Annotated in this window: 17 protein-coding genes; 7 read left to right on the forward strand and 10 right to left on the reverse strand. The window is 46.1% G+C overall.

Features of this window, described 5'->3' with window-relative positions; translation table 11 throughout:
• Window positions 1-26: 26 nt before the first annotated feature.
• From AACV32_RS09425 to AACV32_RS09440, 4 genes are all read left to right on the forward strand, one after another.
• Window positions 27-761 carry an IclR family transcriptional regulator gene (locus AACV32_RS09425; protein ID WP_017048126.1) on the forward strand — a complete coding sequence of 245 codons (735 nt, stop codon included), beginning with the start codon at window positions 27-29 and terminating at the stop codon, window positions 759-761.
• A gap of 6 nt (window positions 762-767) precedes the next feature.
• On the forward strand, window positions 768-1,604 hold the full coding sequence (locus AACV32_RS09430) for an arginase family protein (protein WP_017048127.1): 837 nt from the start codon (window positions 768-770) through the stop codon (window positions 1,602-1,604).
• 106 nt (window positions 1,605-1,710) lie between these two features.
• Window positions 1,711-3,588, forward strand: coding sequence for a PhoX family protein (locus tag AACV32_RS09435; protein WP_170894973.1), 1,878 nt, complete (start codon window positions 1,711-1,713; stop codon window positions 3,586-3,588).
• A gap of 313 nt (window positions 3,589-3,901) precedes the next feature.
• Window positions 3,902-4,657, forward strand: a complete 756-nt coding sequence (locus tag AACV32_RS09440; protein ID WP_017049274.1) for a phosphatase PAP2 family protein — start codon at window positions 3,902-3,904, stop codon at window positions 4,655-4,657.
• Between the two features lie 89 nt (window positions 4,658-4,746).
• On the opposite strand, the gene AACV32_RS09445 is transcribed toward AACV32_RS09440, so the two are convergent.
• Together AACV32_RS09445 and AACV32_RS09450 are read right to left on the reverse strand one after the other, a co-directional pair.
• Window positions 4,747-5,451 (reverse strand): DUF445 domain-containing protein, encoded by a 705-nt coding sequence (locus tag AACV32_RS09445; RefSeq protein WP_017049273.1) that lies wholly within the window; start codon window positions 5,449-5,451, stop codon window positions 4,747-4,749.
• 97 nt (window positions 5,452-5,548) lie between these two features.
• Window positions 5,549-7,393 carry an ABC transporter ATP-binding protein gene (locus AACV32_RS09450; RefSeq protein ID WP_013868330.1) on the reverse strand — a complete coding sequence of 615 codons (1,845 nt, stop codon included), beginning with the start codon at window positions 7,391-7,393 and terminating at the stop codon, window positions 5,549-5,551.
• A gap of 511 nt (window positions 7,394-7,904) precedes the next feature.
• Between AACV32_RS09450 and AACV32_RS09455 the strand changes: the two genes are divergently transcribed.
• On the forward strand, window positions 7,905-8,876 hold the full coding sequence (locus AACV32_RS09455; protein WP_094149390.1) for an arginine deiminase-related protein: 972 nt from the start codon (window positions 7,905-7,907) through the stop codon (window positions 8,874-8,876).
• On the opposite strand, the gene AACV32_RS09460 is transcribed toward AACV32_RS09455, so the two are convergent.
• The 8 genes from AACV32_RS09460 to AACV32_RS09495 all read right to left on the reverse strand — a co-directional run bounded on the left by AACV32_RS09460 (window position 8,866) and on the right by AACV32_RS09495 (window position 15,943).
• Window positions 8,866-9,822 carry a diguanylate cyclase domain-containing protein gene (locus AACV32_RS09460; protein ID WP_026028163.1) on the reverse strand — a complete coding sequence of 319 codons (957 nt, stop codon included), beginning with the start codon at window positions 9,820-9,822 and terminating at the stop codon, window positions 8,866-8,868. The genes AACV32_RS09455 and AACV32_RS09460 overlap by 11 nt on opposite strands.
• Before the next feature lie 119 nt (window positions 9,823-9,941).
• Complete coding sequence (locus AACV32_RS09465; protein ID WP_017042894.1) at window positions 9,942-10,364, reverse strand: hypothetical protein; 423 nt, start codon at window positions 10,362-10,364, stop codon at window positions 9,942-9,944.
• Window positions 10,365-10,552: 188 nt separating this feature from the next.
• A complete protein-coding gene (locus AACV32_RS09470; protein ID WP_026028426.1) occupies window positions 10,553-11,434 on the reverse strand; it encodes an L-ribulose-5-phosphate 3-epimerase in 882 nt (293 codons plus the stop codon).
• An 8-nt stretch (window positions 11,435-11,442) separates the two neighbouring features.
• The gene (locus tag AACV32_RS09475; RefSeq protein ID WP_017049270.1) at window positions 11,443-12,090 is read right to left on the reverse strand and encodes a 3-keto-L-gulonate-6-phosphate decarboxylase UlaD; all 648 of its coding nucleotides are present in this window, start codon (window positions 12,088-12,090) and stop codon (window positions 11,443-11,445) included.
• Between the two features lie 5 nt (window positions 12,091-12,095).
• Window positions 12,096-12,917 carry a pyridoxal phosphatase gene (locus tag AACV32_RS09480; protein WP_013868338.1) on the reverse strand — a complete coding sequence of 274 codons (822 nt, stop codon included), beginning with the start codon at window positions 12,915-12,917 and terminating at the stop codon, window positions 12,096-12,098.
• A 5-nt stretch (window positions 12,918-12,922) separates the two neighbouring features.
• Complete coding sequence (locus AACV32_RS09485) at window positions 12,923-13,615, reverse strand: L-ribulose-5-phosphate 4-epimerase (protein ID WP_013868339.1); 693 nt, start codon at window positions 13,613-13,615, stop codon at window positions 12,923-12,925.
• A 7-nt stretch (window positions 13,616-13,622) separates the two neighbouring features.
• A complete protein-coding gene (locus tag AACV32_RS09490) occupies window positions 13,623-14,105 on the reverse strand; it encodes a PTS sugar transporter subunit IIA (protein WP_013868340.1) in 483 nt (160 codons plus the stop codon).
• A gap of 77 nt (window positions 14,106-14,182) precedes the next feature.
• Complete coding sequence (locus AACV32_RS09495) at window positions 14,183-15,943, reverse strand: PTS ascorbate-specific subunit IIBC (protein WP_094124631.1); 1,761 nt, start codon at window positions 15,941-15,943, stop codon at window positions 14,183-14,185.
• A 390-nt stretch (window positions 15,944-16,333) separates the two neighbouring features.
• Here AACV32_RS09495 and ulaR point away from each other — a divergent pair, with 390 nt between their 5' ends.
• Together ulaR and ulaG are read left to right on the forward strand one after the other, a co-directional pair.
• Window positions 16,334-17,089: an HTH-type transcriptional regulator UlaR gene (gene ulaR / locus AACV32_RS09500; RefSeq protein ID WP_170894974.1), complete on the forward strand. Its 756-nt coding sequence runs from the start codon at window positions 16,334-16,336 to the stop codon at window positions 17,087-17,089.
• Window positions 17,090-17,211: 122 nt separating this feature from the next.
• Window positions 17,212-18,279 carry an L-ascorbate 6-phosphate lactonase gene (gene ulaG, locus AACV32_RS09505; protein WP_013868344.1) on the forward strand — a complete coding sequence of 356 codons (1,068 nt, stop codon included), beginning with the start codon at window positions 17,212-17,214 and terminating at the stop codon, window positions 18,277-18,279.
• The last annotated feature ends 173 nt before the right edge of the window (window positions 18,280-18,452 follow it).

Genomic DNA, 18,452 nt, shown 5'->3' on the forward strand with positions numbered 1-18,452 from the left:
GGAATAAATGAGGCTAAAAAGAAAACATGAACGAAACGAAATTATCGGCCAGCCAAGTTAATGAAAAGTCACTGCAATTATTGATGCAAGTGGCGGTAAATGAAGAGCCAGTATCAGCGAAAACCTTGAGCGAACAATTGCAAGTTCCGCTGAGTAGTTTGTACCGACATCTGAAGATTTTGAAAGAGTGGAACTTGATCGAAGAGAGCCCACACGACAAAACGTTGATCATCGGTTCGGCGGCTCTACTTTTAATGCGCAGTTATGAAACGAGTCAACACAATTTAGATGCAGTCGATGCGGTGTTAAGTCGATTACAGAAACAGACAGGCGAAATGGCGGCATACATGGTTCCGGTGGGATACCGAGCCTTGTGCGTTAGCCAAAAAGAAAGTATGCAGGCACTTCGATGCAGCTTCGTCCAGGGTCAAAGTCAACCCCTGCTTCGAGGTGCCTCATCTAAAGTGATGTTGGCGTATTTACCCGCTCCGCGCTGTGAAAAAATTCTTCGTTATTTTGGTGAAGACCACCAAATGGAAAAATGGCAGACAGAGTTGGAAAAAATACGTCGTAATGGGTACGCCGTGAGCACGTCAGAAATTGATCCTGGCGTTTCCGGAATTAGTGCCCCCGTAATGAAAGGGAGTAAGTTGATCGGCGCAATTTCAGTGATGGCTCCAGCCCATCGTGTTGAAGCCAACAAGCAGCGGATCATTTTACATGTATTACAGGCAGCAAGAGCGTTGCCACCAGAAAGGTAATTCATAATGCTAAGTTTATTCAAACGCTACCGTATGAGTCGTACACAGAGCCAACCCGCTTATCCATTCACGTTCATGACACTCTGTGAACAGATAAAGCCAATGTCTCAAGTAGAGTTTGAATTTGCTCAGCAGAGCCTTGAATTTGCATCAGATTGGCTCTATCAGCGTCAATCCACGCCTTGTTACTCTGATGCGGGACATATAGTCGTCAAAGATAAAAATGTCACCCGTTTTCAAGACACCTTGAGTCATCAATTAGCACTGAGCTCAGTGCCCGTCGTACTAGCGAATTGTCACGAAATGCTGCTCAATGCATTACCAGTGATGGCTTTTGAGAATGACGAAGTTGGTATTGTGAGTATCGGACATCATTTTGAGCTGAAACAAACGTTGGACCTACAAGTTGGCTCTGCATTTCATTTTGCACTCTCTCGCTATAACAATACGCGCCTATTTTGTATTGGAATTGATGAAATGCATCAATCCAACCAAGTGTGGGAGTATGCAGAAGATTTAGGCTGTGATTGGTTAACGCTGAATGAGTGCGGTTTTCGTCATCGTAATCAACTAAAAAGCCAATTAGGTCACTACATAGAGCATTGTGATCAACTGATCGTGACGATTGATTTAGCCTCTTTAGTTCCGGGAGTGGGGGTTGATGAGAACAACGCGTTAGATAACCAAATGGTACTAAGAACGTTAAGGCAATGTGCGCTTTCGGGCAAGGTAAAGCTTATCCAACTGGTGGGGGCGAAGGATAAATTGATTTATTCTAAGCAGACCAAAGAAATTTTAGATGAGCTATGTGCTTTATCGCCAGATGTAATCCACGCTGCGTAGTGGCACTGTCACCGTTAAGCAATGTAAATTTAACTTATTTGTCACGATAGACCGCTAAGCTGCTTGCAAAATCCAATAACAAGACAAGTAAAGTCAAGGAGCAAACATGTGGAAGCGTGAAGAGCAAGAGTCTCAATTTAGTGAAATGATCGAAGCGAGGCTCTCTCGCCGCCGTTTTATGGCAGGTAGTGCGGCAGTCAGTGCAGGCGCGTTTTTATCTTTAAATCCAGTTGCTAAGGCTGTGGCGGCAAAGTCGAGCTCTTCACTGCTCAATTTTGAAGCCATTCCTGTCTCAACGGCAGATGCCATCGTTGTTCCTAAAGGGTATAAAGCGACCCCGTTGATTTCATGGGGTGACCCCATTTCTGTTGATGCTCCTGAGTTTGACCAAAGTGGTAAACAAGATTCACGAGCACAAGAGCTTCAATTTGGTGATAACACTGATGGCATGAGCTTCTTCCCAATTTCGGATGATCGCGGTGTACTTGCGATTAATAATGAATACACCAACTACGAATACTTGTTTGATCACAAAGGTAAATCGATGACAGCAGATGATGTGCGTAAAGCGCAAGCTGCGGTCGGCGTTACTGTCGTTGAAGTGATGAACAAAAATGGCCAGTGGACGGTTGACCGCGCAGGGAAGCGTAACCGTCGTATCACGGCAAACACACCAATGTTGCTCACAGGGCCAGCTGCAGGCCATACGCTAATGAAAACCGCCACTGATCCTAAGGGCTTAAATCCACTGGGAACTTTTAACAATTGTGCGAATGGTCAAACGCCGTGGGGGACATACTTAACGTGTGAGGAGAACTTTGATGATTTCTTTGGTAGTAACCAAGATGGCGTGAAGTTAACGGCTGATCATAGGCGTTATGGTATTGAAGCCAAACCCAGTGATTATCAATGGCACCAACATGATGAGCGTTTTGACGTTGCGAAAAACCCCAATGAGCCAAACCGCTTTGGTTGGGTAGTGGAAATTGATCCGAATGATCCAACATCGACGCCACTTAAACGCACGGCGTTAGGCCGTTTCAAACATGAAAATGCGGCGCTTACTCTCAACAAAGATGGCCATGCTGTGGTCTATCTGGGGGATGATGAACGCGGTGAACATCTATACAAATTCGTTTCAAAAAATCGCTACCAAGCTGGTAACGATGCGGCGAATCGCAATTTATTAGAAGAAGGAACCCTCTTTGTCGCTAAGTTTGATATGAATGAGAAAGAACTGAAAGGCTCGGGAAAATGGCTTGAACTGACCTTTGGTAAAAATGGTTTAACGCCAGAAAATGGCTTTAAGGACCAAGCCGAAGTGATGATTTTTGCTCGCCGCGCAGCGACTCAAGTGGGTGCTACGACAATGGATCGTCCTGAATGGGTTGCGATTCACCCTGATAATAAGCACGTGTTCTGTACACTGACCAACAATAAAAACCGAGGTAAAGAGGGGCAACCTGTGGGTGGCCCTAACCCTCGCGCTAAGAATAACTATGGCCAGATTCTGCGCTGGATGCCAGCCAATGAGGATCACACTAGCACTGTGTTCGCATGGGATCTGTACTTGATTGCGGGCAACCCAACGGTACATAAAGGCGATCTCTATGCGGGCAGCGACAATATCTCAGCAGACAACATGTTCAACAGCCCTGATGGTATCGGCTTTGACAAAGCGGGTCGCTTGTGGATTCAAACCGATGGCAACTATTCCAACAAAGGGGATTTTGCCGGGCAAGGTAACAACCAAATGTTGTGCGGGGATCCAATTACTGGTGAAGTAAAACGTTTCCTAACTGGGCCGATTGCTTGTGAAATAACAGGGTTAACTTTTTCACCGGATCAAAAAACCATGTTTGTTGGCGTTCAACACCCTGGGGAAGATGAAGCGCCATCGCATTTCCCATACGGTGGAACCACCAAGCCGCGTTCGACCATTATGATGATCACTCGTGAAGACGGCGGGGTGATTGGCGCATAAGCCCTGATCATTTTCCGCTGAAGGGAGCTGCGGCTCCCTTTTTAACATTCCTGCTGTCGGTCAACGCTGTTACCATCATCCATTCACGTTCTTGGCGCCTCCTATCTTGCACGAAAGAAGACGTTGTTTCGGTTAGGCAGGACATGGTCTGGTTTACTTTTCCTACACGTTATGTATGAATTCTTTGTGTCAGGAAAATAAGTAAAAAGGGTGAGATCGGGGCGATTATTTTCCCTCAAATTGACAATTGCTTGATACGTTCTTTGCGTATCGTCCGTTATTATGCTGATCTTCAATAATCCAGCGGTGTCTATTGAGCGTGAAAAAGCAAATCCAAATGAAAAAATCGGGCTTAGTACTCTTAGCCTCGTTCTCGTTGCTGTTAGTTCCCATCTCATTGGTTGGGTCTTCGATTGATTTGACCACACCAGTGAGCGAGGGCGTCGGTGCATTTTTTACCTATTTAACCGATTCGGCCGGTTGGCAAGGCTTTGGTTTTACCTTTGCGGTACTGGCTTTCCTGGCAACGCGAACGGCGTGCTCGAGAGCGTTACTCTTAAACCGTATTATTCAAATTGGTTTTTTGTTGGTTGTTGGTATGGCTGCCAAAACCGGTTTAAAACATTTGACAGAGAGCCCGCGCCCATACACTGAATTGATGACGCATCAACTGCTTATCCCAAACCCTGCGCATTTTTATAAATTGAGTGAATTACAAAAAGAAAGTGTGATGACCGACATCGCAACCCAAGTCAGTGACTGGCGTTTACGTCATTGGCAGGGTGAAAAGGACTATTCATTTCCTTCTGGCCATACGATCTTCGCTGCTATTTGTCTGGCTTTCTTTGGTGGTCTGTTTATTGAACAAAAGCGCTATATTTTTGCGGCAGGTCTACTGCTTTGGGCCTGTGGGGTCGCCTTTAGCCGCTTATGGTTAGGGATGCATCGTCCGGTTGATTTATACGGTTCCTTGCTGTTTGTCAGCATGATTTACCTTGTGATACCCAAGGTGTACCCCTTAGATCACCCTAAATTAAAACCACTATTAACGCGTCTTCATCTCTGTTAACGGGTCACGAGTCATCATAAAAAAGCCAGCACATTTAAACGTGCTGGCTTTTTTGTAATCACATTTTACAATCACATAAGTAACGGCAATCAGGCAAAGAAGGAGGAAACCACACCAATCAAACCACCGAATACTCCCCCCCAAACAACCAGCCAGCCAAGGTGCTGTTTAATCATCTTCTGTACCATCTCTTTCACCAATTTAGGCGTGAGTTCATTGAGACGTTGATCGATGATGTTTTCGATGTTAGCGGTGATCTCTTCAATCATCTCAGGAGCTTCTAACTGCTCTTTGAGCGCTTGTTTAACGCTATCGCTTTGGCTGATATCAATCATAGATTGCTGCATTTTTTCGACAAACGGTTGCTTGAGTGGTTGTAGCGCGTCGGTTCCACCAAACATCGCCAGCATGCCGCCAAATGGAGAGTTTGCAATCACTTCGACCAAAGAATCAAAGGTTGGGTTGAAGTCAACTTTGGCAATCACAGGCTCAAGATCCAACGTTTTACTGCCCGTCATCTCTTTACTGAGAAAGCGGTCAATATTGGACTGGGTGAAAAATTGCTCCATCATCAGGCTCTTGATTGCGGTTTTGAACTCTTCAAAGCGAGCAGGTATCACACCCGAGCCATAGAGTCCTGGCACTTTTTCAAACAGCATGTGAATCGCAAGCCAGTTGGTGATTGCGCCAGAAAAGGCAAATAAGCCCGCATACAGCGCAATAGTGTTATCCAGTTGATAGCCCGCTGCAAGGAGCGCTAGCGCAATGATATTAGTGAGTAAGCTCTTGTTCATAATCCAAATCTAGTTAAATAAAGGGAATGGGCGAATTCTAAGGAAAAAGAGTGAATTGTGGAAGCATCAACGGAGCGCAAACTCCGTTGATAAACCATTAAGCAATCTCAACGTCGTCGCAACCGATAAAGCCACCCGTTTGGTGCGCCCATAGGTGTGCATAAATGCCGTTTTGAGCGATCAACTCTTGGTGTGTGCCTTGCTCAACGACGTTACCTTTATCGAGTACAATCAACCTGTCCATTGCGGCAATGGTTGATAAACGGTGAGCAATGGCAATCACGGTTTTGCCTTGCATCAGCTCATTTAAGCTCTCTTGAATTGCCGCTTCCACTTCGGAGTCGAGTGCGGATGTGGCTTCGTCGAGTACCAATAGTGGCGCATCTTTTAACAGCACGCGGGAAATAGCAATTCGCTGGCGCTGGCCGCCAGACAGTTTTACGCCGCGCTCGCCCACTTGCGCATCATAGCCTAGGTTACCAAATGGGTCGGTGAGTGTTTCGATAAACTCATGCGCGTGTGCCTGTCGGGTGGCTTGCAGCAGTTGTTCTTCACTTGCATCAGGGTTGCCATACAAAATGTTATCGCGGATCGAGCGATGCAGCAGTGAAGTATCTTGCGTCACCATACCAATTTTGCTGCGCAACGAATCTTGGGTGACCTCATTGATCGCTTGCCCATCGATACGAATTTGCCCACCTTCAACATCATGAAAACGAAGCAGTAAATTGACTAAAGTCGATTTTCCAGCGCCAGAACGCCCTACTAAACCCACTTTTTCACCCGGTTTAATGGTCAGGTTTAAATGGTTAATAACGCCTTTATTCTCGCCATAGTGGAAACTCACGTCATCAAATTCGATGCCACCTTGTGCAACCTGCAACGGTTTTGCGTTGGGTTTATCTTCAATGGTGATCGGTTTCGAGAGGGTTTTCATGCCATCCACGACTGTGCCCATGTTTTCAAAGAGTGCGCCAACTTCCCACATGATCCATTTCGACATGCCATTAATGCGCAATGAAAGGCTGATCGCAATCGCGATTGCACCAATACTGATGGCACTCTGCATCCATAGATAAATCGAAGTTGCCGCAATCACGAACACCAAAATATAGTTGGCGAGTTCAACGCACAGGTTAAAACCAGTCACTAAACGCATTTGGCGGTGAACCGTGTCTAAAAAGCTCTCCATGCCTTGTTCGGCATAGTCGGTTTCTCGGCGGGTGTGTGAGAACAACTTGACCGTGGCAATATTGGTGTAGCTATCAACAATGCGCCCCGTCATGGTTGAGCGAGCATCGGCTTGTTCTGATGCCACTTTTTTAAGCTGTGGTACAAAGTGAAGTTGAATGCAAATGTAGGCCGCGAGCCAGACTAGCATCGGCACCATTAAACGCCAGTCTGCTTGCGCCAACATCACCACAATCGCAGTGAAATAGACTGACACATAGACAAACACATCCAAGGTCTTCATCACTGTTTCGCGGATGGATAACGCCGTTTGCATTACTTTAGTGGCAATTCTTCCCGCAAAATCATCTTGGTAAAAAGAGAGGCTTTGTTTGAGCAGATAACGGTGCGCTAACCAACGGATCGACATGGGATAATTGCCGAGCATAGTTTGGTGGATCAACAGTGAATAGATGCCAATCAAAAGTGGCATGATCACGAGTACTAAAATAGATAAACCGATCAAGGTGTCTCGGTTCTCAGTTAGGAAAGTCTCTGGGTTACTGGATGAGAGCCAATCCACCAGTTGGCCCATAAAACCGAACAGTGATACTTCAACAACGGCAATTAACGTGCTGATTAACGCCATTAAAATGAGTGGTTTTTCAAAGCCGCGCGTGTAGTAACGACAAAAGGCCCATAAGGTCGCAGGAGGCTGTTTGGGTTCCTCTTTGGGAAAGGCTTGGGTAAAGCTTTCAAATTTTTTATACATCGAAAATCCTTATGCCAATTCTCGCTAAAGTATGAGAGACCAAAAGCCTAGAACGCGAGAATTTAACGTTGAACTCCTATAAGGGGAGCAAATGATGGAGTAAGCCGAACAGAAGTATAACGAAATCACAACATAAGTGGCGGATTACTTTTCGCGCTTGGCTCTAGAAAACGGCGCCTGATTAATACGGTGGTTAATGCAGCAAGCATCGGCTCGAATGGTCAGTAACGTCCATCGGATGAAAAAATGAAGCGAGTAAAATATCGTTATCGACGATAAGAGAACCATAAACGAGTTGCGTTACTTTTAAGTGAGTTTTTACTGTGAATATTTTTTGAATAATGGTGAATATTTGTAGGTGTGATGAGGATTTTGCCGTAATTTTTAATGTGAAAAGTAGTTTTCTCAGTAATTAATAGGAGTTATTCGATGAAATAACCCAAAATTCAGTCAATGTTATTTTAACATTATGCTTACAATTGGCCTAAAGTGAGTAGAAGGGAAAGTTTCTATGATGTTGCAGGAACAAGTGATCACACAGCCAGCCGTGAATACGGTGCAAAATGCCAATTGTGTCGTAATGGTGCCGCCAAAAGAGTTCAAATTTAACGCTCAAACGGCACAAGATAATGAATTTCAACACCAAGTTGCATTGAGTACCGCACAAGTTCGTATCCAAGCCATGGCCGAATATCAAAGCATGGTTGAGACACTGCGTCTCGAAGGCGTACAAGTAGTGGAGTTTGATTACCCATTATCTGAAGTGGAAACGCCAGATGCCGTCTTTCCCAATAACTGGTTTAGCACTACGCCAGAGGGAACTTTGTTTACCTTTCCGATGGCTTGTAAAAATCGACAGCAAGAAGTGCGCCCACAAGCGTTGGTTGAAGCTCTTACTTTGTCAGGCCGTAAGGTATTGGCGCAAGATTCGTTGCTCGCGTATCAAGACCAGCAGGCTTATCTTGAAAGCACCGGTGTGATGGTGATGGATCACCTTAATCGAACCATCTATTCGGCGTTGTCACAGCGCTGCGACCGTGAAGTGCTAGAGGAGTACGCTAAACGTATCGGTTATGATCGCGTGGTCTCTTTTCAAACGGCGTTGCCTTCAGGCCAACCGGTTTATCACACCAATGTGATGATGGCGGTTGGTGAAGCATTCTGCGTGATTTGCGATGAAGTGATCCCGGAGTTTGAACGCCGTTTTGTGGTTAAATCACTGGCCAAAGATAAACAGATCATCTCAATTTCACTTGAGCAGATGAACTGTTTCTGCGGCAACATTTTACAATTAGAAACGGCGGCAGGGGATAAAGTGATCGCTATGTCGCAATCGGCGTTTGATGCCTTTTCGCCGGCGCAGCGTGCGCAGCTGGCCAGTCACGGTAAGTTACTGCCGTGTAATGTGAAGACCATTGAGGATATTGGCGGTGGTTCGGTGAGATGTATGTTAGGGGAAGTGTTTTTGCCTGCTATTGGCTAAGATTGATGTACTCAACGCCATTTTTGCCATTTTTCTTCACCTGATACATTGCTTGGTCGGCCAATTCATATAAGGTTTCAAAAGTATGCGTTGAGGTTGTGAATTGGCAAACACCAATACTAAAGCCAATTTGCACTTCTCCATGGCTTAATTTTAGTGGTGAATAGGCTTTGGTGAGCAAACTGTCGATAAACTGCTTTAACGTTTCTGTGCTTTGGTTGATGCACAATAGGACAAACTCATCGCCGCCCAAACGAGCAATCGATGATGGTTGAGGCGCATTTTCTTGAAGCCATTGAGAAACTTGGAGCAGCACGAAATCCCCAGCTTGGTGCCCAAGATGATCATTGACGGTTTTAAAGTCATCCAAATCGATAAAAATTAGTGCCGCAGGGTGTTCGACAAGATCATTCATCTCGTCAAACTTAGTTTCTAGCGCTTTTCGATTTAATAGGTTGGTTAATGGATCTTGCGCGGCGAGTTTGGAGAGTTCTAATTCATAATGTTTTTCATTGGTAATATCCGTGTGGGTGCCCATCATGCGCAGCGGCTTTCCATTCTCATCATATTCAACGATTCGGCCGCGATCCGACACCCAGCTTTGACCTCCATCTTTGCGGATCATCCTGTGTATGACCTGATAGGTGTCAGCCTTGCCATTCAAATGGTCCTCAAAAGCGCCCACGGCTAAGTCATAATCATCGGGGTGGAGCTTGCTTTTCCAAATGTCGACGGTGGCGTCTAGCTCGTGTGATTGATAGCCAAGCATATCACCCCATTCTCTATTGAATATTTTAAGGGTTCCGCTAGGAATGTGTTGTTCCCAAAGACAAAGACCAGTGCCTTCTAGCGTTGCATTCAGTTTTTCTTCAAGAGAGCTGTTTTCTTTTTTGAGATGCTCAACTTGCTCTTCAAGCTGCTTGATTCGTTTTAAGTACTCTTCCATAAACCATGATGAACCGAGTCTGCATTTATGTCGAGTGTGCCACAGTTTGCCGATGGATTCACAAGGTTGTTGATATCTTGTTCAATATACATCTCATTTTTTCCCGTGGGTCACAAAGCTTATTTGGTTTGAATAAATTTGCTGTAGGTACTGACTCGGCCGTTGATGTACTCAATACCGCAGTGAATGCTCTGTTCGTTATTGCCAACAATCTGATATTCGACAATAAATTCACCGCTGATCACTTTGATAAATAAGAAACCGTCGATGACTTTCCATAATCCTTGTAGCGTTTTTTCACCAAACAGATCTCGCTCGACCAACGTGCCATTAGGCTTTAAATGCAAAGCGGAAGAAAAACCGTCTACATTGACTTTTACCCAAGTATGCTGGTGAGCCTCAAAGCTTAATATTTTGCGTCGACACTTAACCCATTCTGCCAGCGCTTGCTCTTGGGTTGGGGTGAGCGTAGGGAGCGCTTCCATTTCTAAAAGGGTGTGATGCTTTTCATACCAGAAGAGTTGTAAGTGAAGTAATTTCATTGGTTCTCAGAGTGTTATGCATCGGGGCGTTATCAAAAAGCAACTCTGCGCGATTGTGTTGGTGATGTCAATATTTGCCAAGAAAAGCTACCGCGCTCACGGGGGAGAGGGCGCGGCATTATCCAATATGAGGATGAAGGATGCATAAAAGATGCACCCGAGCACAATTTATAGGTTGAATAAATGAGCTATAGGTTGAATAAACGAGGCGAATCAGCAGCATCGCAGGCTTGATTTAGCCGATGCTGCGCAACACGAATATTGTGTTTCCAGTGTTCATCTTGCGCCCACATTTCGATCACCATCGGCACAACGCAGTGTGTCTTTTTTAATGTTTGGAAAATAGCATCGAAATTGACTTCTCCTTCACCAATCACCAAGTCTCGAAATTGGCCCGTGGAACTAGAGGTGACGCAATGGGTATCTTTAAGGTGGATCTGAGTAATGTGTGGCATACCAAGTGCCAATTCAGTACACACATCGTAGTTCCAACCTGAAATGTTGCCTACATCTGGATACGCCATAAAATAGGGGGAGGGTACTTCCCGCTTTAGTATTTCGAACTTGCTCAGTGAATTAAGATAGCTGGTATCCATGATCTCCACTGCCAGCATCACACCAGCACGCTCGGCCAGTTTGGCGGCAAGCTGCATGCCTTCAATGAAACGTTGATGAGTTTCTTTATTAGCGGGTTCGTAATAGACATCATAGCCTGCGAGTTGGATGGTGCGAATGCCCAGTTTGTAAGCTAAGGTAATCGCTTTCTCCATGTGCAGAATGGCTTGCTCTCTAATGGCGGGGTCTGACGAGCCAAAAGGAAACTTGCGGTGTGCACTTAGGCACATCGATTGCAACGGGATTTGGTATTGCTCACACCATCTTCGTAGCTGATAGATGGTTGCATCATCCCAGTCTAAGCGTTGACGACGTTCATCCGACTCATCGACGGATATCTCTAAAAAATCAAACCCCAGCTCTTTCGTTGTGGCGAGCTTTTCTTCCCAACTGAAATGATTGGGGAGCGCTTTTTCATACAACCCGATACGTTGGCGTGGCAAATGTTGATACATACGGCCTCCTAGCACCAAAAACGATCGATTTGACTGCGCAGTGCTTCGGCAGTGACGCGACCTTTTTCACCGACCAATGCACGCCCCGCAATGAACGTTTTGGCCTTAATGCCTTCAAATAAATAGAGATCATCTGGCACGATGCCACCTGTGATGGAAAGCTCAAGCCCCATATCGGATAGAGTTCGCATCTTCTCAACATCTTCGCTTGTCCAACCAATACCGGCCAGTTCGGCATCTCTTGAACGGTGATAAATGGCTTGAGTGATACCAAGGTCAATCCACGCTTGTGCATCAGCAAAGGTCCAGTTGCCGTAAATTTCGATTTGGATTTCGCCATCCAGTTCATCGGCGACTTTCTTACAAGCGCTGATGGTGGCGATATGCGCTGCGGCAGAAACGGTGATCCAATCCGCGCCAGCTTCAAATGCCATCCGCGCTAAAATAGCGCCGCCATCGGTGGTTTTCATATCGCACACTAGAATATGGTCAGGGTGATTATGGCGTAACGTTTTGACGGCCTTCATGCCTTCAGCAAAGGCGAGGATGGTGCCCACTTCGATGACATCAACAAAGCTTGCTACGTTTTTTGCCACTTCGATGGCAGAAATAAGGTCAGTTTGGTCGAGAGCGATTTGGATCATTGGTTTAGTCATGAGAGTTATCCTTGAATTTTGTCACGGATCAAATGGGCGAGCCCGTCGTGATTGTTATCGGTTGTACAAATCAGTTTGGCGTGGGATTTCACCGTATCGTCGGCATTGAGCATCGCCACGCCGAGCCCAGCGTAGTCGAGCATTGAAATATCATTATGGTTATCACCGACGGCCAGCACGTGATTGGCGTGGTAGCCAAGCGATTGCACATATTCAGCCAAGCGCTGACCTTTACTGTTGCCTTTGGCAGCGAAGTCGACGCGATTCGACCATGAACGCTCACCGTTGAATGTCTCTTGTACCCAAGCTTGTTGGGCAAGGCGTTCAACGGAACTCGGTAGCCCTTCAACTACAAATTTCCAAATAAACGTTTCTTGCTCGACGCGGTGACGAAACGAGTCAATTTGCTCGATTTTGGGCTGTGCCGTCGGTGGATACTGGTTGGCCCATTTTTCTAACGCTTGCATGTAGGCGATTGGGCTACGCTTGGAATAGGTCATCGCGTCGGTCACATACATCACCAGTTTCATTTGAAACTCTTTAGCCAAAGCGAGAAAGGTCAATGCATCGTGCTTGGTGATGGCATTGTGCTTGAGCACTTTTTCATTTTGGTAGTCATACACATAAGTGCCGTTGCAGCAGATGATGGGGGTTGTGAGCCCCAATTCTTGATAATAGGGTTTAGCCGCCGTGTGGTGACGGCCAGTCACGATCACCACGTGGCAGTGTTGCTGCGCTTGTTGAATCGCCTGCTTTAGCTGAGGATGAATGGTGTGTTCATCAGTCAACACCGTGCCATCAAGGTCGAGCGCGAGAACTTTATACATAGCCGCTACCTTTGACCGTAGTAAGCGTTATCACCATGCTTACGTTGATAGTGTTTATCGGATAATTCCGGTTGAATTTTGATGCCACTGTTGAGTGAACGAGTCGCCAGCGCCATGGCAGAAATCTCCTCCAAGACGACGGCGTTATGAACCGCATCGTTAGCATCTTTGCCCCAAGAGAAAGGAGCATGCCCGGCGACAATCACGCTTGGCACTGCCATCGGATCAATGCGACGATGTTTGAACTCTTCGATGATCACAAGGCCGGTATTTTTCTCATATTGGCCAGCGATTTCATCGCAAGAAAGTTTGCGTGTGCAGGGGATGTCACCGTAAAAATAATCGGCATGAGTGGTCCCTAAAGCGGGTATGTCAATGCCCGCTTGCGCCCAAATAGTGGCACTACGCGAATGGGTGTGTACCACGCCGCCAATCTCTGGATAAGCTTTATAGAGTTCGAGGTGAGTGGCGGTATCACTGGATGGATTAAGTGTGCCTTCCACAATCGCGCCGTTAAGATCAACGATCACCATGTCATCGACTTTCATCACATCGTATTCTACGCCTGAAGGTTTGATGGCGATGACGCCCTTCTCGCGGTCTATTTCTGATACATTGCCCCAAGTGAAAGTGACTAAACCGTATTGGGGAAGCTTAAGATTTGCCGCAAATACTCGCTGTTTTAGTTCGCTATACATGACATCCTCACTCGACCAATTGCGCCGCTAACGCTTCATCAATCACTTGGTAAACATCCTGCGCGGTACGACAACGGCGCAGTTTATCGAGATCAACGCCAGTCTCGCTCTCTTCATCATCCAGCACTTGGGTTACTTCCATTAATCCTTCCATATGCTGATCAGACGAGCTGCCCGCTAAGGTGATCAGCACATCGACCGGTTCATCTTCGCCGTCAAAATAGACAGGCGTTTGCAGCGTCACTAAAGCAAAGGCGGTTCTGATCACGCCATTTTCAGGACGAGCATGAGGCAGGGCAAGATTAGGCGCGATGACGATATACGGGCCTAATTGTTCAACGCTGCTGATGATGGCATCGTGATAGCAGGGGTGGATGGCTCCTGATTTGATCAGCCTATCCGTACCGATTTTGATCGCCTCTTGCCAAGTGCTCGCCTGTGCATTTAATTGGATGGAATCATTGTCGATCAGTGATTGTTTCAGTCCCATGGTTCTATCTCCAGAGTGGGTGCCAGTGCGTCTGGCACCTATTGTTGTTTTTGTACTTATCGTTTTGTAGTAAATAGCTATTTCAAAGTGACAAAGTTTTTATCGATGATATCGAGCAGCTCATCACCAAAAGAGTTCGGATTCAGCATGTTTTGTACGCCGAGCACAAATTTGCCTTCTCCGGGCTCCATCTCACCAGAGAGATGTTTTGATGAGACGATGATGTCGGTGGTGGCGAGCTTAGATTTATAATCAGACACTGCGCAGGAATCCATCACGTGTGGAATGCCTTTTTTCTCCAGATACTTACCGATTTTCATCTTCATCATCATTGAGGAGCCTTGCCCATTACCACACACGGCTAAAATGCTGACCGGACGTACGCCATCACTGACTTTCAGTGCTTGTTCGACGGCGGCGATGACGTCTGGCTCGTCACTGATGTTTACCAGACCCTGCGCATCTTCCTCTTCACGCAGTTTTTTAGAGGCAAAGAACATGTACACACCAGCCAATGCAATCAGTACAAAGAAGAACAGTTTTGAGACGGATAAGCCTTGCATGATTGGCGGGAAGACTAACGCCCAGTCGGCCATGCCCATCCAGCCACTGAATTCGGTGCCGTATTGGTTGAAGATGTGAATGGCCCATGCTGAGCCAACGACTTCGATGATACCCATCACAAAACAGATCTTCATGACCGCGCGCCAGCCGCCAAAGTGGTTGGCAAAAACACCAATGGTCGCGTTGGAGAAGAACATCGGGATAAAGCCGGGAATGATCATGATCGGTGCATCAAAAGCGAGCATGGCCAGCACCGCCGTAAATTGACCAATCGCGCCCCACATAAAACCAAACACCATGGCATTAGGTGAGAACGCGTAGATAGCGGCGCAGTCAATGGCTAAAACCGCGTTAGGAATGACGCGCTCTGAGATACCTTTAAAGGCTTCAGACAGTTCGGCAACGAACATACGCACACCCGCTACGATAACTTGAATCGCTACCGCAAATTTAAGGCCAGTTTCCAGAATGTAGATAGACCAATGGGTTTTTCCCGCCATTGCTTGCAGGTTGTCTAAACCAAATGAGAGCAAAATAATGCCGAAAAATAGCGTCATCACAATCGCGGTTGCGGCAATACTGTCGTGGAAAATGTGCAACCATTTAGGCAGCTCAAGGTGGTCGACACTCTCGTTTTTGTCGCCCAATTTGGGGGCAATCTTAACCGCAATCCAAGACGCGACTTGTTGCTGGTGGCCGATGGAGAAACCGGCTCCACCCGTGACGGCTTCGGTGGGTTTGAACATAATGTTGGAGGAGATAGACCAGTAGAGCGCCATCAAAACAGCCGAATAAAGGATGGTTTCCCACATGCTTGCGCCCAGCACAAGGTAGAACACCGCAATTAATCCTGCCTGTTGGAACATAATGTGCCCCGTTAGCATGATGGTGCGAATGCCAGTGTAGCGGCGCAGCAAAACGAGCAAGATGTTGATCGCCAGTGCCAGTAGTACGGTATAACCAACCCAAGAATAATCATCCCCCATGATTTCCATGGTGGCCATCATTGAGGTGTACGGGTCGATAACCGAGCCAGTTAAACCATGATATTCCGATAATTTCTCAATCACAGGCTTAAAGCCTGCCACTAAGGTCCCTGCACCCACCTGTACCAACATAAAGCCGACGATGGTTTTGATCGACCCTTTAATGATGGTGGTGGTATCTCTTCTTAATAACCAGTAACCGATAAGGGTGACTAAGCCCAGCAGCAAAGGTGCTTTAGTCATTACTTGGCTATAAAAAATGTAGAAGATATCGTAGATGAACTGCATATCTTTACCCCTTGATTCTCTATTTATCGTTATGTGTATTCCCGTCTTACTCGAAGCTGGGTGTAGGTCAGAGTGAATCAGCAAGGTGATGCCGATTTCAATCCTGTTTTGCTCACGAAATAGACTTTACCAATCAAAAGTAATCATTCAGTGCTCATTTGTGATTATTTTGATTTTTATCAATTTCTTCGCCAAATGGAGACATTATTTGATACTCAAGTCACAGTTAAAATTTTATTTCAAATAAAATCAATTGGTTAGGTTTTATTGTGAGCGAAAGGGAAGTTTTGTTCGTCCAGTGTTTGACATTGTGATAGATGAGAAATAGAATCAAAACAAATCATAAATAATCACCAAGTAATCACTTGATGAAAAGATAAGGTGATAACCATGAACGAAGTACAAAGACATAACGAGATACTGTCTTTGCTAGACAATATGCGCACCATCAACGTCACGCATATTATTGAGAAATTTAATGTGTCACCAGCAACGGCCCGCCGCGATATTTCTAAGTTAGATGAGCTAGGTAAGCTGAAGAAAGTTCGTAATGGTGCTGAACGTTTAGAGATTAGAAAGCGAGCGTGGACGCCGTTAAATATCGACAGTACGGATCATTTCCATGAAAAATCACAGATTGCCATGGCTGCGGCTAAGCTCTGCAACCCAGGTGACAGTGTGGTAATTAACTGTGGTTCGACCGCCTTCTTGCTCGGTAAAGAGTTGTGTGGCCAAGATGTTCAAATCGTGACTAACTATTTCCCACTGGCCAGTTACCTTATCAATGAAGATCACGACGATGTAATCATCATTGGTGGGCAGTACAACAAAGCACAAAACATTTTCCTCAACCCCGCCCCTGATTCGTTAGGTGGTTATGCCGGACATTGGATGTTCACCAGTGGCAAAGGGCTGACGGAAAATGGTCTATACAAAACCGATATGCTCACCGCCGTTGCCGAGCAACAGATGCTAGAGCAAATCGGTAAGTTAGTGGTGGTAGTGGATAGTTCTAAAGTTGGGCAGCGTACGGGCATGCTATTTTGCCCCGCCAGCAAGGTTGATATTGTTATCACTGGCAAAGCCGCCGATCCGCAAGTTATCCTAGCGCTACAACAGCAGGGGACAGAAGTGATTCTGGTATAGAAAGCACTTCGCTCTACACATTCTAATAATAAACACAGGCTCAGTGTCTTCACCTTGGATGAAGACGCTTGGCTCCCTACATCCAAAATTGTCTAACTGATCGTGAAATAAAAGGTGTTGCTATGAGTAAAATTGATGAAATCACACGCGATTCATGGGTTCTCAGTACGTTTCCTGAGTGGGGAACTTGGCTGAATGAAGAGATAGAAAAGACCGAAGTGGAAGCTAACACCTTTGCTATGTGGTGGCTTGGTTGTACAGGCATTTGGCTAAAAAGTGCCGGTAATACCAATCTTTCGATCGATTTTTGGTGTGGGACGGGTAAGAAAACGCAAAAGAATGCCTTGATGAATCAACAGCATCAGATGATGCGTATGGGGGGCGTGCGTGAACTGCAACCCAACTTAAGAACGTCTCCTTTTGTGTTGGACCCATTTGGCATCAAAGAGATTGATGCGGTACTGGCGACGCATGATCACGCTGATCATATCGATATTAATGTCGCAGCAGCTGTGCTGCAAAACTGTGGTGAGCATGTGAAATTTATTGGGCCACAAGCTTGCGTTGACCTGTGGCAAGGCTGGGGAGTACCGAGTGAGCGCTGCATTGTGGCGAAAGTGGGTGATTGCATTGAAGTCGGCGATATCAGTATCCGAGTGCTGGACTCTTTTGATCGCACTGCGTTGATTACGCTGCCTAAAGGTGTTTCATCTTATGATAAGGGGATTCTTGATGGTATGGATGATCGCGCGGTCAACTACTTATTGGAAACCTCCGGTGGCTCAATCTACCACTCAGGTGATTCGCATTATTCGAACTACTATGCCAAGCATGGTAATGACTACAAGATTGATGTGGCGCTGCTCTCATACGGTGAAAACCCACGAGGCATCACAGATAAGCTGACTGCATCTGATATTTTGCGCGCAGGCGAGGCGTTAGATTGTGAAGTGGTGATCCCATTCCATCACGATATTTGGGCTAACTTCCAAAATGACCCGCGTGAAATTGAAGTATTGTGGCAAATGAAAAAAGATCGTCTGCAATACGGTTTTGCGCCATTCTTTTGGCAAGTGGGTGGTAAATACACTTACCCAACCGACAAAGGACGTATGCATTACCAGCATTTCAGAGGCTTTAAAGACATTTTTGTCGATGAACCAGAGCTGCCTTTCAAAGCATTCTTGTAATGTTCTGAAAGCAAAAATTAGAGAAGAGAAAGAGGCCAATTGGGCCTAATGCCGTTCACTTAAGGTGAGCGGCATTGTATTTTCTAGGGTATCGGCTTGGCTTTTTCTTCACGACTCTAGGGAAGGCTCTTTCTCGCCTTGGCTCAAGTATTAAGCTCCCACTCATTGCATAG

The sequence above is a fragment of the Vibrio sp. B7 genome (genome assembly GCF_963888765.1).
Classification (GTDB): domain Bacteria; phylum Pseudomonadota; class Gammaproteobacteria; order Enterobacterales; family Vibrionaceae; genus Vibrio; species Vibrio anguillarum.